This window comes from Pseudomonas sp. UV AK001 (assembly GCF_046097675.1).
In the GTDB taxonomy this organism is placed as follows: Bacteria; Pseudomonadota; Gammaproteobacteria; order Pseudomonadales; family Pseudomonadaceae; genus Aquipseudomonas; species Aquipseudomonas kribbensis.
The window spans coordinates 307,068-325,704 of the sequence record NZ_JBJUVZ010000002.1 but is presented as its reverse complement, the minus strand read 5'-3'; the positions used below and the strand labels follow the sequence as shown (position 1 = coordinate 325,704).

General features: G+C 61.7%; 17 protein-coding genes. 4 read left to right on the top strand and 13 right to left on the bottom strand.

The genetic code is table 11. The features are described 5' to 3' along the window. Positions 1–84 precede the first annotated feature (84 nt). Positions 85–2,496, top strand: coding sequence for a penicillin acylase family protein (locus ACKLNA_RS09505; RefSeq protein WP_408985710.1), 2,412 nt, complete (start codon positions 85–87; stop codon positions 2,494–2,496). A 7-nt stretch (positions 2,497–2,503) separates the two neighbouring features. Here the strand turns inward: ACKLNA_RS09505 and ACKLNA_RS09500 are convergent, their stop codons facing one another. Then, positions 2,504–3,469: a GlxA family transcriptional regulator gene (locus tag ACKLNA_RS09500; protein WP_408985709.1), complete on the bottom strand. Its 966-nt coding sequence runs from the start codon at positions 3,467–3,469 to the stop codon at positions 2,504–2,506. A 190-nt stretch (positions 3,470–3,659) separates the two neighbouring features. Here ACKLNA_RS09500 and ACKLNA_RS09495 point away from each other — a divergent pair, with 190 nt between their 5' ends. Next, positions 3,660–4,301, top strand: a complete 642-nt coding sequence (locus ACKLNA_RS09495; RefSeq protein ID WP_408985708.1) for an HD domain-containing protein — start codon at positions 3,660–3,662, stop codon at positions 4,299–4,301. Positions 4,302–4,359: 58 nt separating this feature from the next. Here ACKLNA_RS09495 and ACKLNA_RS09490 read toward each other — a convergent pair whose 3' ends face one another. The 8 genes from ACKLNA_RS09490 to ACKLNA_RS09455 form a co-directional block, all read right to left on the bottom strand. Further along, positions 4,360–5,250 carry an ABC transporter permease subunit gene (locus ACKLNA_RS09490; protein ID WP_249482978.1) on the bottom strand — a complete coding sequence of 297 codons (891 nt, stop codon included), beginning with the start codon at positions 5,248–5,250 and terminating at the stop codon, positions 4,360–4,362. Continuing rightward, on the bottom strand, positions 5,247–6,128 hold the full coding sequence (locus ACKLNA_RS09485; RefSeq protein ID WP_170931574.1) for an ABC transporter permease subunit: 882 nt from the start codon (positions 6,126–6,128) through the stop codon (positions 5,247–5,249). The genes ACKLNA_RS09490 and ACKLNA_RS09485 overlap by 4 nt, the downstream gene beginning before the upstream one ends. A gap of 35 nt (positions 6,129–6,163) precedes the next feature. Next, entirely contained in the window at positions 6,164–7,306 is a 1,143-nt protein-coding gene (locus tag ACKLNA_RS09480; protein ID WP_085708998.1) for an ABC transporter ATP-binding protein, read from the bottom strand. A 68-nt stretch (positions 7,307–7,374) separates the two neighbouring features. Next, positions 7,375–8,472 carry a polyamine ABC transporter substrate-binding protein gene (locus ACKLNA_RS09475; protein ID WP_085708997.1) on the bottom strand — a complete coding sequence of 366 codons (1,098 nt, stop codon included), beginning with the start codon at positions 8,470–8,472 and terminating at the stop codon, positions 7,375–7,377. Positions 8,473–8,659: 187 nt separating this feature from the next. Next, positions 8,660–9,769, bottom strand: a complete 1,110-nt coding sequence (locus ACKLNA_RS09470) for a polyamine ABC transporter substrate-binding protein (RefSeq protein WP_085708996.1) — start codon at positions 9,767–9,769, stop codon at positions 8,660–8,662. Positions 9,770–9,940: 171 nt separating this feature from the next. Then, positions 9,941–11,305, bottom strand: a complete 1,365-nt coding sequence (locus ACKLNA_RS09465) for an aspartate aminotransferase family protein (RefSeq protein WP_408985707.1) — start codon at positions 11,303–11,305, stop codon at positions 9,941–9,943. A 56-nt stretch (positions 11,306–11,361) separates the two neighbouring features. Then, positions 11,362–12,720, bottom strand: a complete 1,359-nt coding sequence (locus tag ACKLNA_RS09460; RefSeq protein WP_011336448.1) for a glutamine synthetase family protein — start codon at positions 12,718–12,720, stop codon at positions 11,362–11,364. A gap of 94 nt (positions 12,721–12,814) precedes the next feature. Next, a complete protein-coding gene (locus tag ACKLNA_RS09455) occupies positions 12,815–13,174 on the bottom strand; it encodes a glutamine amidotransferase (RefSeq protein WP_408985706.1) in 360 nt (119 codons plus the stop codon). A gap of 278 nt (positions 13,175–13,452) precedes the next feature. On the opposite strand from ACKLNA_RS09455, the gene ACKLNA_RS09450 reads away from it, so the two are divergent. Continuing rightward, positions 13,453–14,829 (top strand): glutamine synthetase family protein, encoded by a 1,377-nt coding sequence (locus ACKLNA_RS09450; protein WP_085581012.1) that lies wholly within the window; start codon positions 13,453–13,455, stop codon positions 14,827–14,829. A gap of 118 nt (positions 14,830–14,947) precedes the next feature. Then, positions 14,948–15,580: a TetR/AcrR family transcriptional regulator gene (locus ACKLNA_RS09445; protein ID WP_119429287.1), complete on the top strand. Its 633-nt coding sequence runs from the start codon at positions 14,948–14,950 to the stop codon at positions 15,578–15,580. Positions 15,581–15,648: 68 nt separating this feature from the next. On the opposite strand, the gene ACKLNA_RS09440 is transcribed toward ACKLNA_RS09445, so the two are convergent. The 4 genes from ACKLNA_RS09440 to ssuD are packed head-to-tail and all read right to left on the bottom strand — an operon-like array spanning position 15,649 to position 18,635. Continuing rightward, positions 15,649–15,864, bottom strand: coding sequence for a molybdopterin-binding protein (locus tag ACKLNA_RS09440; RefSeq protein ID WP_007953520.1), 216 nt, complete (start codon positions 15,862–15,864; stop codon positions 15,649–15,651). A gap of 27 nt (positions 15,865–15,891) precedes the next feature. Continuing rightward, positions 15,892–16,698 carry an aliphatic sulfonates ABC transporter ATP-binding protein gene (ssuB, locus tag ACKLNA_RS09435; RefSeq protein WP_085708992.1) on the bottom strand — a complete coding sequence of 269 codons (807 nt, stop codon included), beginning with the start codon at positions 16,696–16,698 and terminating at the stop codon, positions 15,892–15,894. Continuing rightward, the gene (gene ssuC, locus ACKLNA_RS09430; RefSeq protein WP_248739888.1) at positions 16,695–17,477 is read right to left on the bottom strand and encodes an aliphatic sulfonate ABC transporter permease SsuC; all 783 of its coding nucleotides are present in this window, start codon (positions 17,475–17,477) and stop codon (positions 16,695–16,697) included. The genes ssuB and ssuC overlap by 4 nt, the downstream gene beginning before the upstream one ends. A gap of 9 nt (positions 17,478–17,486) precedes the next feature. Continuing rightward, complete coding sequence (ssuD, locus tag ACKLNA_RS09425) at positions 17,487–18,635, bottom strand: FMNH2-dependent alkanesulfonate monooxygenase (protein WP_408985705.1); 1,149 nt, start codon at positions 18,633–18,635, stop codon at positions 17,487–17,489. Positions 18,636–18,637: the final 2 nt, after the last annotated feature.

Below are 18,637 nucleotides of genomic sequence, written 5' to 3'. Positions count from 1 at the left end.
AGGACAGCGATGCACGGCACACGAGGCGTGTGCTAATTGTTTGCAGCCCGACGGGCGGCAATCCCGAATGCACAAGGAGTCACCATGAAACGCGTCTTCACCGTTCTTGCCTTGCTCATCGTTGTCCTGCTCGCCGCCGGCGGCTGGTACGTGTACAGCAAGCAACCGACGCGTCAGGGCCAGGTGGAACTGCGCAACCTGCAAGGCTCGGTGACCGTGCGTTACGACGAGCGCGGCGTGCCGCACATCCGTGCCGAAAACGAAACCGACCTCTATCGTGCCCTCGGTTATGTGCACGCCCAGGACCGGCTGTTCCAGATGGAAGCCATGCGCCGCCTGGCCCGGGGTGAACTGGCCGAAGTGCTGGGGCCGAAACTGCTCGACACCGACAAGCTGTTCCGCAGCCTGCGCATCCGCGAGCGCGCCGCCAGTTACGTGGCCGGTCTCGACAAGCAGTCACCGGCGTGGAAGGCCCTGCAAGCCTATCTGGACGGCATCAACCAGTATCAGGACTCGCACGCCGCCCCGGTCGAGTTCGACGTGCTGGGCATCCCCAAGCGGCCGTTCACCGCCGAAGACACCATCAGCGTCGCCGGCTACATGGCCTACAGCTTCGCCGCTGCGTTTCGCACCGAACCGTTGCTGACCTACGTGCGCGATCAGCTCGGCGCCGATTACCTCAACGTCTTTGACCTCGACTGGCAGCCCAAGGGCGTGCTCGCCAAGGGCCGCGCCGGCACTGCACCGGCCCTCGCTGCCGATGACTGGAAAGACCTGAACGCCCTCGCCCGCCTCAGCGAACAGGCACTGATCGACAACGGCCTGCCGCAGTTCGAAGGCAGTAACGCCTGGGTGATTGCCGGCAGTCGCAGCAAGGGCGGCAAGGCGTTGCTGGCCGGCGATCCGCACATCCGTTTCTCGGTGCCGTCGGTGTGGTACGAAGCGCAGCTGTCGGCACCGGGTTTTGAACTCTACGGCCATCATCAGGCGCTGGTGCCGTTTGCGTTTCTGGGGCATAACCTGGATTTCGGCTGGAGCCTGACCATGTTCCAGAACGATGACCTGGACCTGATCGCCGAGAAGGTCAATCCGGACAACCCGAATCAGGTCTGGTACCACGGCCAGTGGACCGACATGGTCAGCACCGAGCAGCAGATTGCGGTGAAAGGCCAGGCGCCGGTGACCATCACCCTGCGCCAGTCGCCCCACGGGCCGATCGTCAACGACGCCCTCGGCACTGCGGCCGGAAAAACCCCGATTGCGATGTGGTGGGCATTCCTCGAAACGCCAAACCCGATCCTCGAAGGTTTCTACCAGCTCAACCGCGCCGACACCCTGGCCAAGGCCCGTGCCGCAGCAGCCAAAGTGCAGGCACCGGGGCTGAACATCGTCTACGCCAACGCCAAGGGCGATATCGCCTGGTGGGCCTCGGCGCTGCTGCCCAAGCGGCCGGCCGGGGTCAAACCCGAATTCATCCTCGATGGCAGCAGCAATCAGGCGGACAAGGACGGCTACTTCCCGTTCAGCGCCAACCCGCAGGAAGAGAACCCGGCGCGGGGCTATATCGTCTCGGCCAACTTCCAGCCCGTGTCGCCGACCGGCATGGAGATTCCCGGTTACTACAACCTCGCCGACCGCGGCCAGCAGCTCAACCGCCAGCTCGCCGACAAGAACGTGAAGTGGGACAACGAAGCCAACCAGAAGCTGCAACTGGGCACTACCACCGGTTATGGCCCGCGCGTACTGGCGCCGTTGTTGCCGGTACTGCGTGAAGTGGTGACCGACCCGGCGCAGCTGAAACTGGTCGAGCAACTGGCGCGCTGGCAAGGCGACTACCCGCTGGATTCGGTCAGCGCCACGGTGTTCAACCAGTTCCTCTACGACCTGGCCGACGCGGCGATGCGCGATGAACTGGGCAACGACATGTTCGAGACACTGCTGTCGACCCGCGTGCTCGATGCAGCGCTGCCACGCCTGGCGGCGAACGCCGATTCACCGTGGTGGGACAATCGCAACACCCCGGGCAAGGAAACCCGCGCCGACACCGTGCGCACCGCGTGGCAGGCCAGCATCACGCATCTGAAGCAGACCCTCGGCGACGATGCCTCCGGCTGGCTATGGGGCAAGGCACACACGCTGACCCATGGTCATCCGCTGGGGCAGCAGAAGCCGCTGGACCGCATCTTCAACGTCGGCCCGTTCGCCGCACCCGGCTCCCACGAAGTACCGAACAACCTCTCGGCGAAGATCGGCCCGGCGCCGTGGCCGGTGACCTATGGGCCGTCGACCCGGCGACTGGTGGACTTCGCCGATCCGGCCCACAGCCTGACCATCAACCCGGTCGGCCAGAGCGGCGTGCCGTTCGACAGCCACTATGACGATCAGGCGGAGGCGTATGTGGACGGGCTGTATGTGCAAGCGCATTTCAGTGATGAAGAGGTGACGGCGAATACGCGCAGTACCTTGAAGCTGTTGCCGGCGCGAGCGGCGCAATAAGCGTCGCTCAAACCATCGCCGCAAAATTCAGCCGAAACTGATGCGGCGTCACCCCCAGCCGCCGGTTGAAGACACTGCGCATGTGTTGCGCATCGCGAAACCCGCACTGATACGCCACCGTCTTCAGCGGCGCCGTAGTGCTTTCGAGCATCACCCGCGCCGCATCCACCCGCGCCCGCTCGACGAACTCCGCCGGAGTGACTTTCGCTTCCCGGGTAAACACCCGGGAGAAATTCCTCGCACTCATGTTGGCGGCATTCGCCAGGTCGGCGATGGTCAGGTCGCCGGTGAGATTGGCCAGCACATACAGCTGCACCATCGCCACCGCCGACGTCGGTTCGGCATGCGGCGTGAGGAACGGGCTGAACTGCGACTGCCCGCCCGAGCGCTGGGTAAACACTACCAGCCGCTTGGCCACGCTCAGCGCCACTTCGGCACCGTAATCACGTGCCAGCAGGTAAAGCGACAGATCGATCCCCGCCGTCACCCCCGCCGAGGTGTAGAGCTGACCATCCTCGACGTACAACCGGTCGGCCTCGACCCGGCTCGACGGGCACAGCTGCGCCAATGCGTCGGCGTCGTTCCAGTGAGTGGTGACCGTGCGCCCGTCCAGCAGCCCGGCACGGGCGAGCATGAACGCACCGTTGCAGATCGAACCGAACCGCCGCGCCCGCCCGCAGGCCTCGCGCAACCACGCATCGAACGCCTCACCGAAATCCAGGAACGGCAACTGCGGTCCGCCGGCCACCAGCAGCAAGTCATAAGCTTCCCGCACGTCGCTGAAGTGCCGATGCGCACTCAGGGTCAGCCCGTTGGAACACGCCATCGGCCCGCACTCGACGCCGATCACCTCGAGCCGGTAATGATCCTGCGCCGCCAGAAAGCGATTGGCCTCGGCGAACACATCCATGGGCCCGCTGACGTCCAGCGCCTGCACGCCGGGGAACACCACGATGGCGACGGTTCTGTTCATGGCGATGTCGGCTCCCTGGGAATGGCGAATCAGTGCCAACCCTAGCCAATCCGCGCCGCAGAAGCGAGCTGGCACGATTTGCAGGTGGAATGGCAAGGATCGCAGCCATGGATCGATTGTCCGGTTTTTCCCCCGGGAACAGACTTTCTCCATCAGCGCCGTGACGGCGTTTTCGACGAGGAAGCTCAACATGACCACGACCATCGCCGGTATCAAGATCCCCGACAGCGCCCTCGCCCGGGCCACCACCGAGTACATCCGCGACATCGAATCCGACCTGCTTTACCACCACTCGCGCCGAGTGTTTCTGTTCGGTGCCTTGAGCGGTGAGCGCAAACAACTGGCCTACGATCCGGAGCTGTTGTACGTCGGCGCGATGTTTCACGACCTGGGTCTGGTCGAAGGGCACCGCAGCGATAACGAACGTTTCGAAGTCGATGGCGCCAACGCGGCGGCGGCGTTTCTCAAGCCTTACGGGTTGAGCGACGACGACATCGAACAGGTCTGGCTGTCGATTGCCCTGCACACCACGCCGGGCGTGCCGAAGCATCTGCGTCCGACCGTGGCGCTAGTGACGGCGGGTGTCGAGATGGATGTGCTGGGCATGGACTACGCGGCGTTCACCACGGTGCAGCGCGAGGCAGTGGTGCATGCGCACCCACGGGGCGAAGGCTTCAAGGAGTGCATCATCTGCGCGTTTGCCGACGGCTTGCGTCATCGCCCGCAGACCACGTTCGGCAATGTGAAGACCGATGTGCTGAAAGATCAGATGCCGGGGTTCAAGCCGATGAATTTCGTCGAGGTCATTCGCCAGTCTCCGTGGATTTCCTGACCGACATAAAAAAACCTCGCGGCCGTTACCGGTCGCGAGGTTTTTTGTGTTTGCAGACTTAAGCCGCTTCCGGCGTCTGCGCCCGGCGCACGTCCGGTTGTTTCCACGAATCGGCAGCGCTTTCTTCGATGGCTTGCTGGATCGCCTTGCGGCGCGCCTCTTCGGCACGGCGGCTGAAGAACCAGACCATGAAGGTCACCAGCGACACCGCCAGCAGAATCAGGCTGGCCACGGCGTTGATCTCGGGCTTCACGCCCAGACGCACCGCCGAGAACACTTCCATCGGCAGGGTCGTCGAGCCCGGACCGGACACGAAGCTCGCCAGCACCAGGTCGTCCAGCGACAGGGCGAACGACATCATGCCGCCCGCCGCCAGCGACGGCGCGATCATCGGGATGGTGATCAGGAAGAACACCTTCCATGGCCGCGCACCCAAGTCCATCGCTGCTTCTTCGATGGACAGGTCCAGCTCACGCAGACGCGCCGACACCACCACCGCCACATACGCCGCACAGAACGTCGTGTGGGCGATCCAGATGGTGACGATGCCACGCTCCTGGGGCCAGCCGATCATCTGTGCCATGGCCACGAAGAGCAGCAACAGCGACAGACCGGTAATCACCTCAGGCATCACCAGCGGCGCAGTGACCAGGCCACCGAACAGCGTGCGGCCCTTGAAACGGGTGATGCGGGTCAGCACGAACGCCGCCAGCGTACCCAGCGCCACCGCCGCGACGGCGGTGTAGCAGGCGATTTCCAGCGAGCGCACCACCGAGCCCATCAACTGGGTGTTGTCGAGCAGGCCGACGTACCACTTGATCGACCAGCCGCCCCACACCGTCACCAGTTTCGAGGCGTTGAACGAGTAGATCACCAGGATCAGCATCGGCAGGTAGATGAACAACAGGCCGAGCACCAGCATCAGGCTGGAGAAACGGAAGCGCTTCATTCTTTACCCTCCATTTCCTTGGCCTGACTGCGGTTGAACAGGATGATCGGCACGATAAGGATCGCCAGCATCACCACCGCCAGAGCGGACGCCACCGGCCAGTCACGGTTGTTGAAGAACTCTTGCCAGAGCACTTTACCGATCATCAGGGTTTCCGGACCGCCGAGCAGTTCCGGAATCACGAACTCGCCCACCACCGGGATGAACACCAGCATGCAGCCGGCGATGATGCCGTTCTTGGACAGCGGAACAGTGATTTTCCAGAAGCTGTTGAAGGTGCTCGAACCCAGGTCGGACGCGGCTTCCAGCAGGCTGGTGTCGTGTTTCACCAGGTTGGCGTAGAGCGGCAGGATCATGAACGGCAGGTACGAATAGACGACGCCGATGTACACCGCGAGGTTGGTGTTGAGGATCTGCAGCGGCTCGTCGATCAAGCCCATGCTCATCAGGAAACCGTTGAGCAGGCCGTTGTTGCTGAGGATGCCCATCCACGCATAGACGCGGATCAGGATCGCGGTCCAGGTCGGCATCATGATCAGCAGCACCAGCACCGTCTGCACTTCCTTGCGGGCACTGGCGATGGCATAGGCCATCGGGTAGCCGATCAGCAGGCACAGCAGCGTGCTGAAGAACGCCATCTTCAGCGAACCGAGGTAGGCCGAAATGTACAGTTCGTCGTCGCCGAGCATCGCGTAGTTGCCCAGATTCAGCAGCAACTGCAGCTTCTGCTCGGCGTAGGTGTAGATCTCGGTGTACGGCGGGATGGCCACGTCTGCTTCAGCAAAGCTGATCTTCAGAACGATGAAGAACGGCAGCATGAAGAACAGGAACAGCCAGATGAACGGCACCCCGATGACCAGCTGGCGGCCACCGGGAATTATTCGATTGAGCCGGCGTTTGAATTTGCGCATGTTCATGAGCGAAGTACCACGCCGCTGTCATCTTCCCAGTACACGTAGACCTGATCGCCCCAGGTCGGACGTGCGCCACGGCGTTCGGCGTTGGCCACGAACGACTGCACCAGCTTGCCGCTCGGCAGTTCGACGTAGAACACCGAGTGCCCGCCGAGGTAGGCGATGTCGTGCACCTTGCCGCTGGACCAGTTGTACTCGCAGGTCGGCATTTCGGCGGTGACCAGCAGTTTCTCCGGACGGATCGCGTAGGTCACGGACTTGTCCTGCACCGAGGTGCTGATGCCGTGGCCGACGTAAATCTGCCGGTCGAGGTCCTTGCAGGTGATGGTCGCGTGGCCTTCGGCGTCGTCGATCACTTCGCCTTCGAAGATGTTCACGTTACCGATGAATTCGCAGACCAGACGGCTGGTCGGGGTTTCGTAGATGTCGATCGGGCTGCCGATCTGGGCGATCCAGCCCAGGTGCATGATCGCGATGCGTTCGGCCATGGTCATGGCCTCTTCCTGGTCGTGGGTCACCATCACGCAGGTCACACCCACGCGCTCGATGATTTCCACCAGTTCCAGCTGCATCTGCGAACGCAGTTTCTTGTCCAGTGCGCCCATCGGCTCGTCGAGCAGCAACAGCTTCGGCCGCTTGGCCAGCGAACGCGCCAGCGCCACACGCTGACGCTGGCCGCCGGACAACTGGTGCGGCTTGCGCTTGGCGTACTGGCTCATCTGCACCAGCTTGAGCATCTCGGCCACGCGGGCGTCGATCTCGGCTGCCGGGATCTTGTCCTGCTTGAGGCCGAAGGCGATGTTCTGCGCCACGGTCATGTGCGGGAACAGGGCGTACGACTGGAACATCATGTTGATCGGTCGCTCGTACGGCGGCATGTCGGTGATGTCGACGCCGTCGAGGAAAATGCGCCCCTCCGTGGGCCGTTCGAACCCTGCCAGCATCCGCAGCAGAGTGGATTTGCCCGATCCCGAACCGCCGAGCAGGGCGAAGATCTCGCCCTTCTTGATTTCCAGGGACACATCGTCCACGGCAACCGTCTCGTCGAACTTCTTCGTGACCCGGTCGATTTTAACCAGCACCTGTTTCGGTGTCTGGTCGCCCTCGAGGGCTTTCTTATAGGCGCCGGAGGCAACTGCCATTTACGAAACTCCCAGAAAAAAAAGAGTGCAGTTCGCCCACGCAAGACGAACCCAGGATGGTTTGCGCGTTATTTACCCGACTTGACCTTGGTCCAGCTGCGGGTCATCAAACGCTGAATATTCGGTGGCAACTCGATCGACACATAGGTCTTGTCGAGGACGGCCTGCGGTGGATAAACCGCTTCGTCGGTGCGGATGGACTGCTCCATCAGCTTGTCCGAACCCGGGTTGGGGTTGGCGTAACCGACGTAATCACTGACCTGGGCGATCACCTCAGGTTTCAGCAAATAGTTGATGAAGGCGTGGGCCTCTTTGACGTTGGCCGAATCCTTCGGAATCGCCAGCATGTCGAACCAGAGCGCGCCGCCCTCTTTCGGAATGGCGTAGGCGATGTTGACGCCCTTCTTGGCTTCTTCGGCACGGTGCTTGGCCTGGAAGATGTCGCCGGAGAAACCGATGGCCACGCAGATGTCGCCGTTGGCCAGGTCGCCGATGTATTTCGAGGAGTGGAAGTAGGTCACGTAAGGACGCACCGCCAGCAACTTGGCCGTGGCCTTCTCGTAATCCTTGGGATCGGTGCTGTTGGCGTTCAGGCCCATGTAGTTGAGCACGGTCGGCATCATTTCATCGGCCGAATCGAGGAACGCCACGCCGCAGCTGTGCAGTTTCTTGATGTTCTCGGGTTCGAACAGCACGCTCCAGGAATCGATCTTGTCGACGCCGAGCACGGCCTTCACTTTGTCGACGTTGTAGCCGATGCCGTTGGTGCCCCACAGGTACGGCACGGCGTACTGGTTGCCCGGGTCGTTCTGTTCCAGGCGCTTGAGCAGCACCGGGTCGAGATTGGCGTAGTTCGTCAGTTGCGCCTTGTCGAGCTTCTGGAACGCGCCCGCCTTGATCTGCTTGCCGAGGAAGTGGTTCGACGGCACGACCACGTCGTAACCGGTACGCCCGGCGAGCAGTTTGCCTTCCAGGGTCTCGTTGGAATCGAACACGTCGTAGACCGGTTTGATCCCGGTTTCTTTCTGGAAATCGGCCAGGGTGGTCTCGCCGATGTAATCCGACCAGTTATAAATATGCACAGTACCGGCGGCTTGGGCACCGACAGCGAACGTCAGGCCGGCAGCGGCCAGCAGGGCATTGCGCAAAGAAGAAAAAATAGGCAAGTGGAGGTCCTCTAATTTAGTTGGGCCCAAGTTGCCCCGCGCTGCATGACAGTCACGGTTGCCCGGCAACAAAACCGGCGCGCAACTTACCCTCGAAAAACCGTTCCAGCAAAACTTTCTGTCATTTAATTGCACCGCTGGCCGCCCGGATGAAGGCGACGGCCAGCGGTTGCGGCTTCAAACCGGCTTATTTGCCGGATTTGATCTTGGTCCAGCTGCGCGTCATTTCACGCTGGGTTGCCGCCGGCAGATCGGCGATGGCATACAGCTTGGCCTGCACGTCGGCTGGCGGGTAGATGCCTGGATCGCTGGTGATGTCTTTCTCTACCAGTGGTGTTGCAGCAGCGTTACCGTTCGGGAAACGTACGGCGTTGGTGATGCCGGCCATGACTTCAGGCTTCTGCAGAAAGGTCATGAACTTGTAGGCGCCTTCAACGTTTTCGGCATCCTTCGGAATGGCGACCATGTCGAAGAAGCTGCCAGCGCCTTCCTTCGGAATGGCGTAGCTGACTTTCACCTTGTCACCGGCCTCGGCGGCACGGGACTTGGCCTGCTGCACGTCACCCGAGTAGCCGACCGCTACGCAGATGTTGCCGTTGGCCAGGTCCGAGATGTACTTGGAGGAGTGGAAGTAGGTGATCGAAGGACGAATCTTGAGGAACAGGTCCTCGGCTTTCTTGATGTCTTCTTTCTTTTGGGAGTCGGTTGGCAGGCCCAGGTAGTGCAGCGCGACCGGCAGCATTTCGGTTGGCGAATCGAGGAAGCTCACGCCGCAGCCCTTGAGCTTGGCGATGTTTTCCGGCTTCAGCAGCACGTCCCAGGAATCGATCTTGTCGACGCCCAGCGCAGCCTTGACCTTCTCCGGGTTGTAGCCGATGCCGATTGAACCCCACATGTACGGGAAGGCGTGCTTGTTGTCCGGGTCGCTGACCGACACGGCCTTGAGCAGGTCCTGGTTCAGGTTCTTCCAGTTAGGCAGCTTGGAGCGATCCAGTTCCTGGTACACACCGGCCTTGATCTGCTTGGCCAGGAAGTTGTTGGACGGCACGACCACGTCGTAGCCGGACTTGCCCGCCAGCAGCTTGGCTTCCAGGGTTTCGTTGGAATCGAATACGTCGTAGACGACCTTGATCCCCGACTCTTTCTCGAAGTTCGCGATGGTGTCCGGAGCGATGTAGTCGGACCAGTTGTAGACGTGCAGCACTTTGTCGTCCGCGTGAACCGCGCCCGCCATCATGCCCGCGACGGACAGGGCCAGAAGAGTCTTGCCAGCAAGCTTTTTACCTAATGCCTTCATGCGTCATGCTCCAAATTTTTCTTTTTTGAACCACTTTGTTCAGCGGCCGAACCCGGACAACTGGAACCGCGGCTAGTCTGGCAAGATACGAGGCGGTCTTTCAAGAAAAGACCAGCCTTTCCAACTGCTCCGAGCGACAGCGCAACAGCTCCATCGCTCAGAGCCTAGCACTTAGCCCTGCAATGCACTGAGGGTCAGGTCCAGGCACTTGCGGGCCTTGGTCACCAGTTCATCGATCTCCGCCTTGCTGATCACCAGCGGCGGCGCAATGATCATGGTGTCGCCCACGGCGCGCATGATCAGTCCGTTGTCGAAGCAGAACTGGCGGCAGATCATGCCCACACCCTTGCCTTCGTAGCGCTTGCGAGTGGCCTTGTCCTGCACCAGCTCGATGGCCCCCAGCAGACCGACTCCGCGTACTTCCCCCACCAACGGGTGATCGTTCAGTTCGCGCAGACGTTTCTGCAAATACGGTGCCGTTTCGTTGTGCGCGTTTCCGATAATTTTTTCGTCGCGCAGGATCCGGATGTTTTCCAGACCCACCGCCGCCGCCACCGGGTGACCGGAGTAGGTGAAGCCGTGGTTGAAATCGCCGCCCTCGTTGAGCACCGCCACCACTTCGTCGCGCACGATCAGGCCACCCATCGGGATGTAGCCGGACGTCAGGCCTTTGGCGATGGTCATCATGTGCGGCTTGAGATCGTAGAAATCGCTGCCGAACCATTCGCCGGTACGGCCGAAACCGCAGATCACTTCGTCCGCCACAAACAGGATGTCGTACTTGGCGAGGATTTCCTTGATGCGCGGCCAGTAGGTGTCTGGCGGAATGATCACGCCGCCGGCGCCCTGGATCGGCTCGGCAATGAAGGCACCGACGTTGTCGACGCCGACTTCGAGAATCTTTTCTTCCAGCTGATTGGCCGCCCAGATCCCGAACTCTTCCGGGGTCATGTCGCCGCCTTCGGCGAACCAGTACGGCTGGGCGATGTGGACGATGCCCGGAATCGGCAGGTCGCCCTGCTCGTGCATGTAGGTCATGCCGCCCAGGCTCGCGCCGGCCACAGTGGAGCCGTGATAACCGTTCTTGCGGCTGATGATGACTTTCTTGTTCGGCTGGCCCTTGATCGCCCAATAGTGACGAACCATGCGCAGCATGGTGTCGTTGCCTTCGGAGCCGGAACCGGTGAAGAACACGTGGTTCATGCCTTCCGGCGCCACGTCGGCGATGGCCTTGGCCAGTTCCAGTGCCGGCGGGTGCGCGGTCTGGAAGAACAGGTTGTAGTAAGGCAGTTCGCGCATCTGCTTCGCGGCAGCATCCGCCAGCTCATCGCGGCCATAACCGATCGCCACACACCACAGACCCGCCATGCCATCGAGGATCTTGTTGCCCTCGCTGTCCCACAGGTACACGCCCTTGGCGTTGGTGATGATCCGCGGACCCTTTTCTTTCAGCTGTTTGAAGTCGCTGAACGGGGCCAGGTGGTGCTCGCTGCTGAGGGCTTGCCACTCACGGGTTTGCGGGTTGTTGCTGGTCATGCCAATTCTCCTTGTTATCGGTGAAGGCGCGGCGGCTGGCCACCGCGCCCGGCGTATCAGACGGCGAAGAGCAGGTACTCACGCTCCCAGGAACTGATCACGCGCTTGAAGTTTTCATGCTCGGCCCGCTTGACCGCGACGTAGCCGGTGATGAAGGTCTTGCCCAGGTATTTCTCGATGGTTGCGCTGTTTTCCATACGCTCCAGCGCATCTTCGATGGTCAGTGGCAGACGCAGGTTGCGGCGCTCGTAACCACGGCCCACCACCGGCGCGCTCGGATTGATGCCTTCGACCATGCCGATGTAGCCGCAGAGCAGGCTCGCGGCGATTGCCAGGTACGGGTTGGCGTCGGCGCCCGGCAGGCGGTTTTCCACCCGGCGGTTCTGCGGGCCGGCATCCGGGACGCGCAGGCCCACGGTGCGGTTTTCTTCACCCCACTCCACGTTTACTGGCGCGGAGGTGTCCGGCAGGAAGCGGCGGAACGAGTTGACGTTCGGTGCGAACAGCGGCAGCAGCTCCGGGATCAGCTTCTGCAGGCCACCGATGTGGTGCAGGAACAGCTGGCTCATGGTGCCGTCGTCATTGGAGAACACGTTCTTGCCGGTTTCGATGTCGATGATGCTCTGGTGCAGGTGCATCGCGCTGCCGGGCTCGCCGGTCATCGGCTTGGCCATGAAGGTCGCGGCCACGTTGTGCTTGAGGGCGGCCTCACGCATGGTGCGTTTGAACACCAGAATCTGGTCGGCCAGGGACAGGGCATCGCCGTGACGGAAGTTGATTTCCATCTGCGCTGTGCCGTCCTCGTGGATCAGCGTGTCGAGGTCCAGCTCCTGCAGTTCGCACCAGTCGTAGACGTCTTCGAACAGCGGATCGAATTCGTTCGCCGCTTCGATGGAGAACGACTGGCGACCGATTTCCGGACGCCCGGAACGGCCGACCGGCGGCTGCAACGGATAGTCGGGGTCGTCGCTGCGCTTGGTCAGGTAGAACTCCATTTCCGGCGCCACGATCGGCTGCCAGCCCTTGTCGGCATAGAGTTTCAGGACTTTCTTGAGGACGTTGCGCGGCGACAGCTCGATCGGGTTGCCTTGCTTGTCGTAGGTGTCGTGGATCACCTGGGCGGTCGGCTCGATGGCCCATGGCACCAGGTACACGGCGTTCTGGTCGGGGCGGCAGATCATGTCGATGTCGGCCGGGTCGAGCAGTTCGTAATAGATGTCGTCTTCGACGTAGTCGCCGGTCACGGTCTGCAACAGAACGCTTTCCGGCAGGCGCATGCCTTTTTCGGCGATGAACTTGTTGGTCGGCGAGATCTTGCCCCGGGTGATGCCGGTCAAGTCGCCGATCATGCATTCGACTTCTGTGATCTTGTGGTCTTTCAACCAATCGGTGAGCTGGTCGAGGTTGTTGCTCATAAATGCCTCTGGGCTGAGTCTCCTGACACGTGTCAGGCAGGTTTGACGCACGGGGCGTCGCGTTAAAGGGGGCTTGTTTGCGCGCAGTACCGGCTTACGCCTGGCACCGCGCATCGACAATGAAGGAGGAGCTTACCTGCCCTTTACGCTGGCGTTGCATTTCCTGTGCACATACAGGGTGTGCAGAATCACGGGCACGGCGACGGGCGCGGTGCAGGCCGGGAGCAGGAAAGAGATCTATATTGAAAGGAGAACCGCTGAAGAGGATGCCCTTCCCCGCGTCCAGAATATCGGACGCCGGCGCCTGATCCGCCATGGACAAAGAGATCGCTGGCAGAATGCGAGCCTGGCTTTCGGCTGCGCTGCGGACGGACGTGTCGCCACTGATGTGATAAGCATGCAGACCGCACTGCACGGAGCAGTCGGTGACGCCGATTAACGGCAGGCGAGACATGAAGCACCCCGGTATTATTGCTGTTATGGGTTTGACCCGAGCTTAGCCTTGTTCATTTTTTTACACAACACCCCCGTAAAAAATACAACACGGCCTGCTCAAGCCTGCGGGTGGCGCGTCTTTCACGGATAAAAAAATGCCCCAAAGTGCCCCATAAATGCCCTCGCGGCGCTTTTTCGGGGCAAAAAAGGCCTCGCTTGACTTCGGCATGCCGTTCGGGTTGACTGAAACCAGAAAAGATCAATGATTGATATTTTTAACAACAAAGGTGTTGCATCATGTCGGTACCCCCGCGTGCCGTTCAGCTTAACGAAGCGAACGCGTTCCTTAAGGAACATCCTGAGGTTCTGTACGTTGACCTTCTGATTGCGGATATGAATGGTGTGGTGCGCGGCAAGCGCATCGAACGCACCAGCCTCCACAAGGTTTACGAGAAAGGCATCAACCTGCCGGCCTCTCTATTTGCTCTGGATATCAATGGTTCGACGGTGGAAAGCACCGGCCTGGGCCTGGACATCGGCGACGCCGACCGGATCTGCTATCCAATCCCCGATACCCTGTGCAACGAGCCATGGCAAAAGCGTCCTACCGCGCAGCTGCTGATGACCATGCACGAACTCGAAGGTGACCCTTTCTTCGCTGACCCGCGCGAAGTGCTCCGTCAAGTTGTTGCAAAGTTTGACGAGCTGGGCTTGACCATCTGCGCCGCATTCGAACTCGAGTTCTACCTGATCGACCAGGAAAACGTGAACGGCCGCCCTCAGCCGCCACGCTCGCCGATCTCCGGCAAACGCCCGCATTCGACCCAGGTTTACCTGATCGACGACCTCGACGAATACGTCGACTGCCTCCAGGACATTCTGGAAGGTGCGAAAGAGCAAGGCATCCCGGCCGACGCCATCGTCAAGGAAAGTGCCCCGGCGCAGTTCGAAGTGAACCTGCACCACGTCGCCGACCCGATCAAGGCCTGCGACTACGCGGTCCTGCTCAAGCGTCTGATCAAGAACATCGCCTACGACCATGAAATGGACACCACTTTCATGGCCAAGCCTTACCCTGGCCAGGCAGGCAACGGTCTGCATGTGCACATTTCGGTTCTCGACAAAGATGGCAAAAACATTTTTGCCAGCGAGGATCCCGAGCAGAACGCCGCGCTGCGTCACGCGATCGGCGGTGTGCTCGAGACCCTGCCCGCGCAGATGGCTTTCCTCTGCCCCAACGTCAACTCCTACCGTCGTTTCGGCGCACAGTTCTATGTGCCGAACTCGCCGAGCTGGGGCCTGGACAACCGCACCGTGGCCCTGCGCGTACCGACCGGCTCCGCCGATGCGGTCCGCCTGGAACATCGCGTTGCCGGCGCCGACGCCAACCCGTACCTGCTGATGGCTTCGGTACTGGCGGGCGTGCATCACGGCCTGACCAACAAGATCGAGCCACCGGCCCCGACCGAAGGCAACAGCTACGAGCAGAACGAGCAGAGCCTGCCGAACAACTTGCGCGATGCCCTGCGCGAGCTGGACGACAGCGAGGTGATGGCCAAGTACATCGATCCGAAGTACATCGATATCTTCGTCGCCTGTAAGGAAAGCGAGCTGGAGGAGTTCGAACACTCCATCTCCGACCTTGAGTACAACTGGTATCTGCACACCGTTTAAGCGGACTGCAGCACATGAAAACGCCGTTGGCTTCCCAGCCTGCGGCGTTTTTTTATTGGCCTCTGTGGCAGAGATTCAAGCTCTGCGTACAATGCCCGCTGCCCCGCAGGAGACTTTCATGACGCGTCCCGCCCCCGTCCGCAAACCCCGTGCCCGCAGTCAGGCGCGGATCGATTCGATACTCGACGCCGCGCGTACGCTGCTGGCCGCCGAGGGCGTGGCGAGCCTGTCGGTCTACAGCGTCGCCGAACGGGCGCAGATCCCGCCCTCCTCGGTCTACCATTTCTTCGCCAGCGTCCCGGCGTTGCTCGAAGGTCTGACGGCAGATGTCCACGCCGCCTTCCGTGCCTGCCTGCAAGCACCGATCGATCACGACGCCCTGCGCGACTGGCGTGACCTGTCCCGGCTGGTCGAGCAACGGATGCTGGAGATCTACGACGAAGACGCCGCCGCCCGCCAACTGATCCTCGCGCAGCACGGCCTGACCGAAGTCACCCAGGCCGACCGCCAGCACGACCTCGAACTGGGCGACCTGATGCACAAGCTGTTCGACCATCACTTCGAACTGCCCAAGCTACCGGATGACGTGGACGTGTTCGCGCTGGCCATGGAACTGGGCGACCGCGTCTACGCCCGCTCGGTGCAGCAGCACGGGCAGATCACCCCGCGCATGGCCGAGGAAGGGATGCGCGTGTTCGATGCCTACATCGGGTTGTATCTGCCGCCCTATCTGCCCAAGCGGGCTCTTTAGCACCGCACGATAGTCACAAAAAACCCCGAAGGGCTCACACCCTCCGGGGTTGTTTTTTACTCACAGGCTTACAACTTGGCGATGGACACCTCGGTGGATTTCACGAAGGCGATCACTTCGCTGCCGACCTCCAGTTCCAGCTCCTTGACCGAACGGGTGGTGATCACCGAAGTGACGATACCGGAAGCGGTCTGCACGTCGATTTCCGACAGCACGTCGCCGAGAACGATCTCCTTGATTGCGCCTTTGAACTGGTTGCGTACGTTGATGGCTTTGATAGTCATGGCATTGATTCCTGTCGTTTGCTTGAGTTATTGAGCCCAACGCAATTGCGTAGGCAAGGGTGAAACGGGTTCCGGCGCCGGCGGCTCGCCGGGCAGGGACAACACTCGGTTGAGCACTTCGGTTTCCAGCGCGGCCAGTCGATGGGAGCCACGGACCCGAGGGCGCGGCAGCTCCACTTGCAGGTCGAGACCGACTTCGCCGTCCTCGATCAGAATCACCCGGTCGGCAATCGCCACCGCTTCGCTGACATCGTGGGTCACCAGCAACACGGTGAAACCATGCTGTTGCCAGAGACGTTCGATCAGTTGCTGCATCTCGATCCGGGTCAGCGCGTCCAGTGCGCCCAGCGGCTCGTCGAGCAACAGCAGACGCGGTTGATGGATCAACGCCCGGGCCAGAGCCACACGCTGCTTCTGCCCGCCGGACAGCGCCGCCGGCCATTCATTGGCGCGATCCGCCAGACCGACCGCATCCAGCGCTTCCAGAGCTTGCGGACGCCAGTTGCCCTTGAGGCCAAGACCGACGTTGTCGATGATCTTTTTCCACGGCAGCAGCCGTGCTTCCTGGAACATCAGCCGGGTGTCTTCCCGGGCATCGCTGAGCGGTGCGGCACCTGCGAGCAAATCGCCGCCGGTGGGTTGATCAAGGCCGGCGAGCAGGCGCAGCAACGTGCTCTTGCCGCATCCGCTGCGCCCGACCACAGCGACGAACTGCCCCGCCGGAATGTGCAGGTCGATGTCACGCAACACCTGCCGCGCGCCGAAGGTCTTCTGCAGGTTGCGCACCACCAGCGGAATCCCGCGCAGCAGACGTGGAGGTTGTTGAGCCGTCATGCCGCACCTCCTTTCGCAACCTGATACGCCGGATGCCAGCGCAACCACACACGTTCAAGTCCACGGGCAGCGAGGTCGGCCAGTTTGCCGAGCACCGCGTAGAGCAGAATCGCCAGCACCACCACGTCGGTCTGCAGGAACTCCCGGGCATTCATCGCCAGGTAACCGATACCGGAGCTGGCGGAGATGGTTTCCGCCACGATCAGCGTCAGCCACATGAAGCCCAGGGCGAAGCGCACGCCGACCAGAATCGAAGGCAGCGCACCCGGCAGAATCACCTGCCAGAACAGGCTGAAACCGGACAGGCCATAACTGCGCGCCATCTCCACCAGCGCCGGATCGACATTGCGGATGCCGTGATAAGTGTTGAGATAGATCGGGAACAAAGTGCCCAACGCCACCAGAAAAATCTTCGCCGACTCGTCGATGCCGAACCACAGGATCACCAGCGGAATCAGCGCCAGGTGCGGCACGTTGCGGATCATCTGCACCGAGCTGTCGAGCAGGCGCTCGCCCCACTTCGACAGGCCGGTGATGAAGCCCAGCGCCAGGCCGATGCTGCCGCCGATGGTGAAGCCCAGCGCGGCGCGCCAGCCGCTGATTGCCAGGTGCGTCCAGATTTCGCCGCTGCGCACCAGGCTCACGCCGGCTTCGATCACCGCCACCGGTGCGGGCAGAATCCGCGTCGACAGCCAACCGGCCGACACCGACAACTGCCACACCGCCAGCAACAACACCGGCAACGCCCAGGGCGCGAGGCTGTGGATAAATTTCTTCATGGCAGCGCCTCAGCTCTGGGACGCGGCTTTGGGAAGAATGTCGTTGGCCACCATCTCGCCGAACGGGCTGACGTAACCGGCGCTCTTCGGCAGCTCCGGACGTTCGACATCGAGGTGCGGGAACAGCAGTTCAGCAACCCGATACGACTCTTCGAGGTGTGGATAACCGGAGAAGATGAAGGTATCGATACCCAGTGCCGCGTATTCCTTCACCCGTGCGGCCACGGTCGGGCCGTCGCCCACCAGCGCCGTCCCGGCACCGCCGCGCACCAGACCGACGCCGGCCCACAGGTTAGGGCTGACTTCGAGGTTGTCACGGCTGCCACCGTGCAGCGCGGCCATGCGCCGTTGGCCGACCGAATCGAACCGCGCCAGCGAAGCCTGGGCGCGTTTGATGGTGTCGTCGTCCAGATGCGAGATCAGGCGATCCGCCGCCTGCCAGGCTTCGGCGTTGGTTTCCCGCACGATTACATGCAGGCGAATACCGAAGCGTACGGTGCGGCCGAGCCTGGCCGCTTTGGCGCGAACCTGTTCAATCTTCTCGGCCACCGCTGCTGGCGGCTCGCCCCAGGTCAGGACCATTTCCACTTGTTCGGCGGCGAGATCCTGCGCCGCTTCCGACGAGCCACCGAAATACAACGGCGGACGCGGTTGCTGGATCGGCGGATAGAGCAATTTGGCGCCCTTCACGCTGATGTGCTCGCCGTCGTAATCCACGGTTTCGCCTTCCAGCACCCGACGCCAGATCCGGGTGAATTCCACCGAGGCCTGATAACGTGCTTCGTGATCAAGGAACAGCCCATCGCCGGCCAACTCCTCCGGATCGCCACCGGTCACCAGGTTGAACAGCGCACGACCGCCGGACAGACGATCCAGGGTCGCGGCCTGGCGCGCTGCCACCGTCGGGGAAATGATCCCGGGGCGCAGGGCGACCAGAAACTTCAGGCGCTGGGTCACCGGAATCAGCGATGCCGCCACCAGCCACGAATCCTCGCAGGAGCGGCCGGTGGGAATCAGCACGCCGCCGAAGCCCAGTCGATCCGCCGCTTGCGCGACCTGTTGCAGATAGCCGTGGTCGACGGCGCGGGCGCCTTCGGCGGTGCCAAGGTAATGGCCGTCGCCGTGGGTAGGCAGGAACCAGAAGATGTTGAGGCTCATGG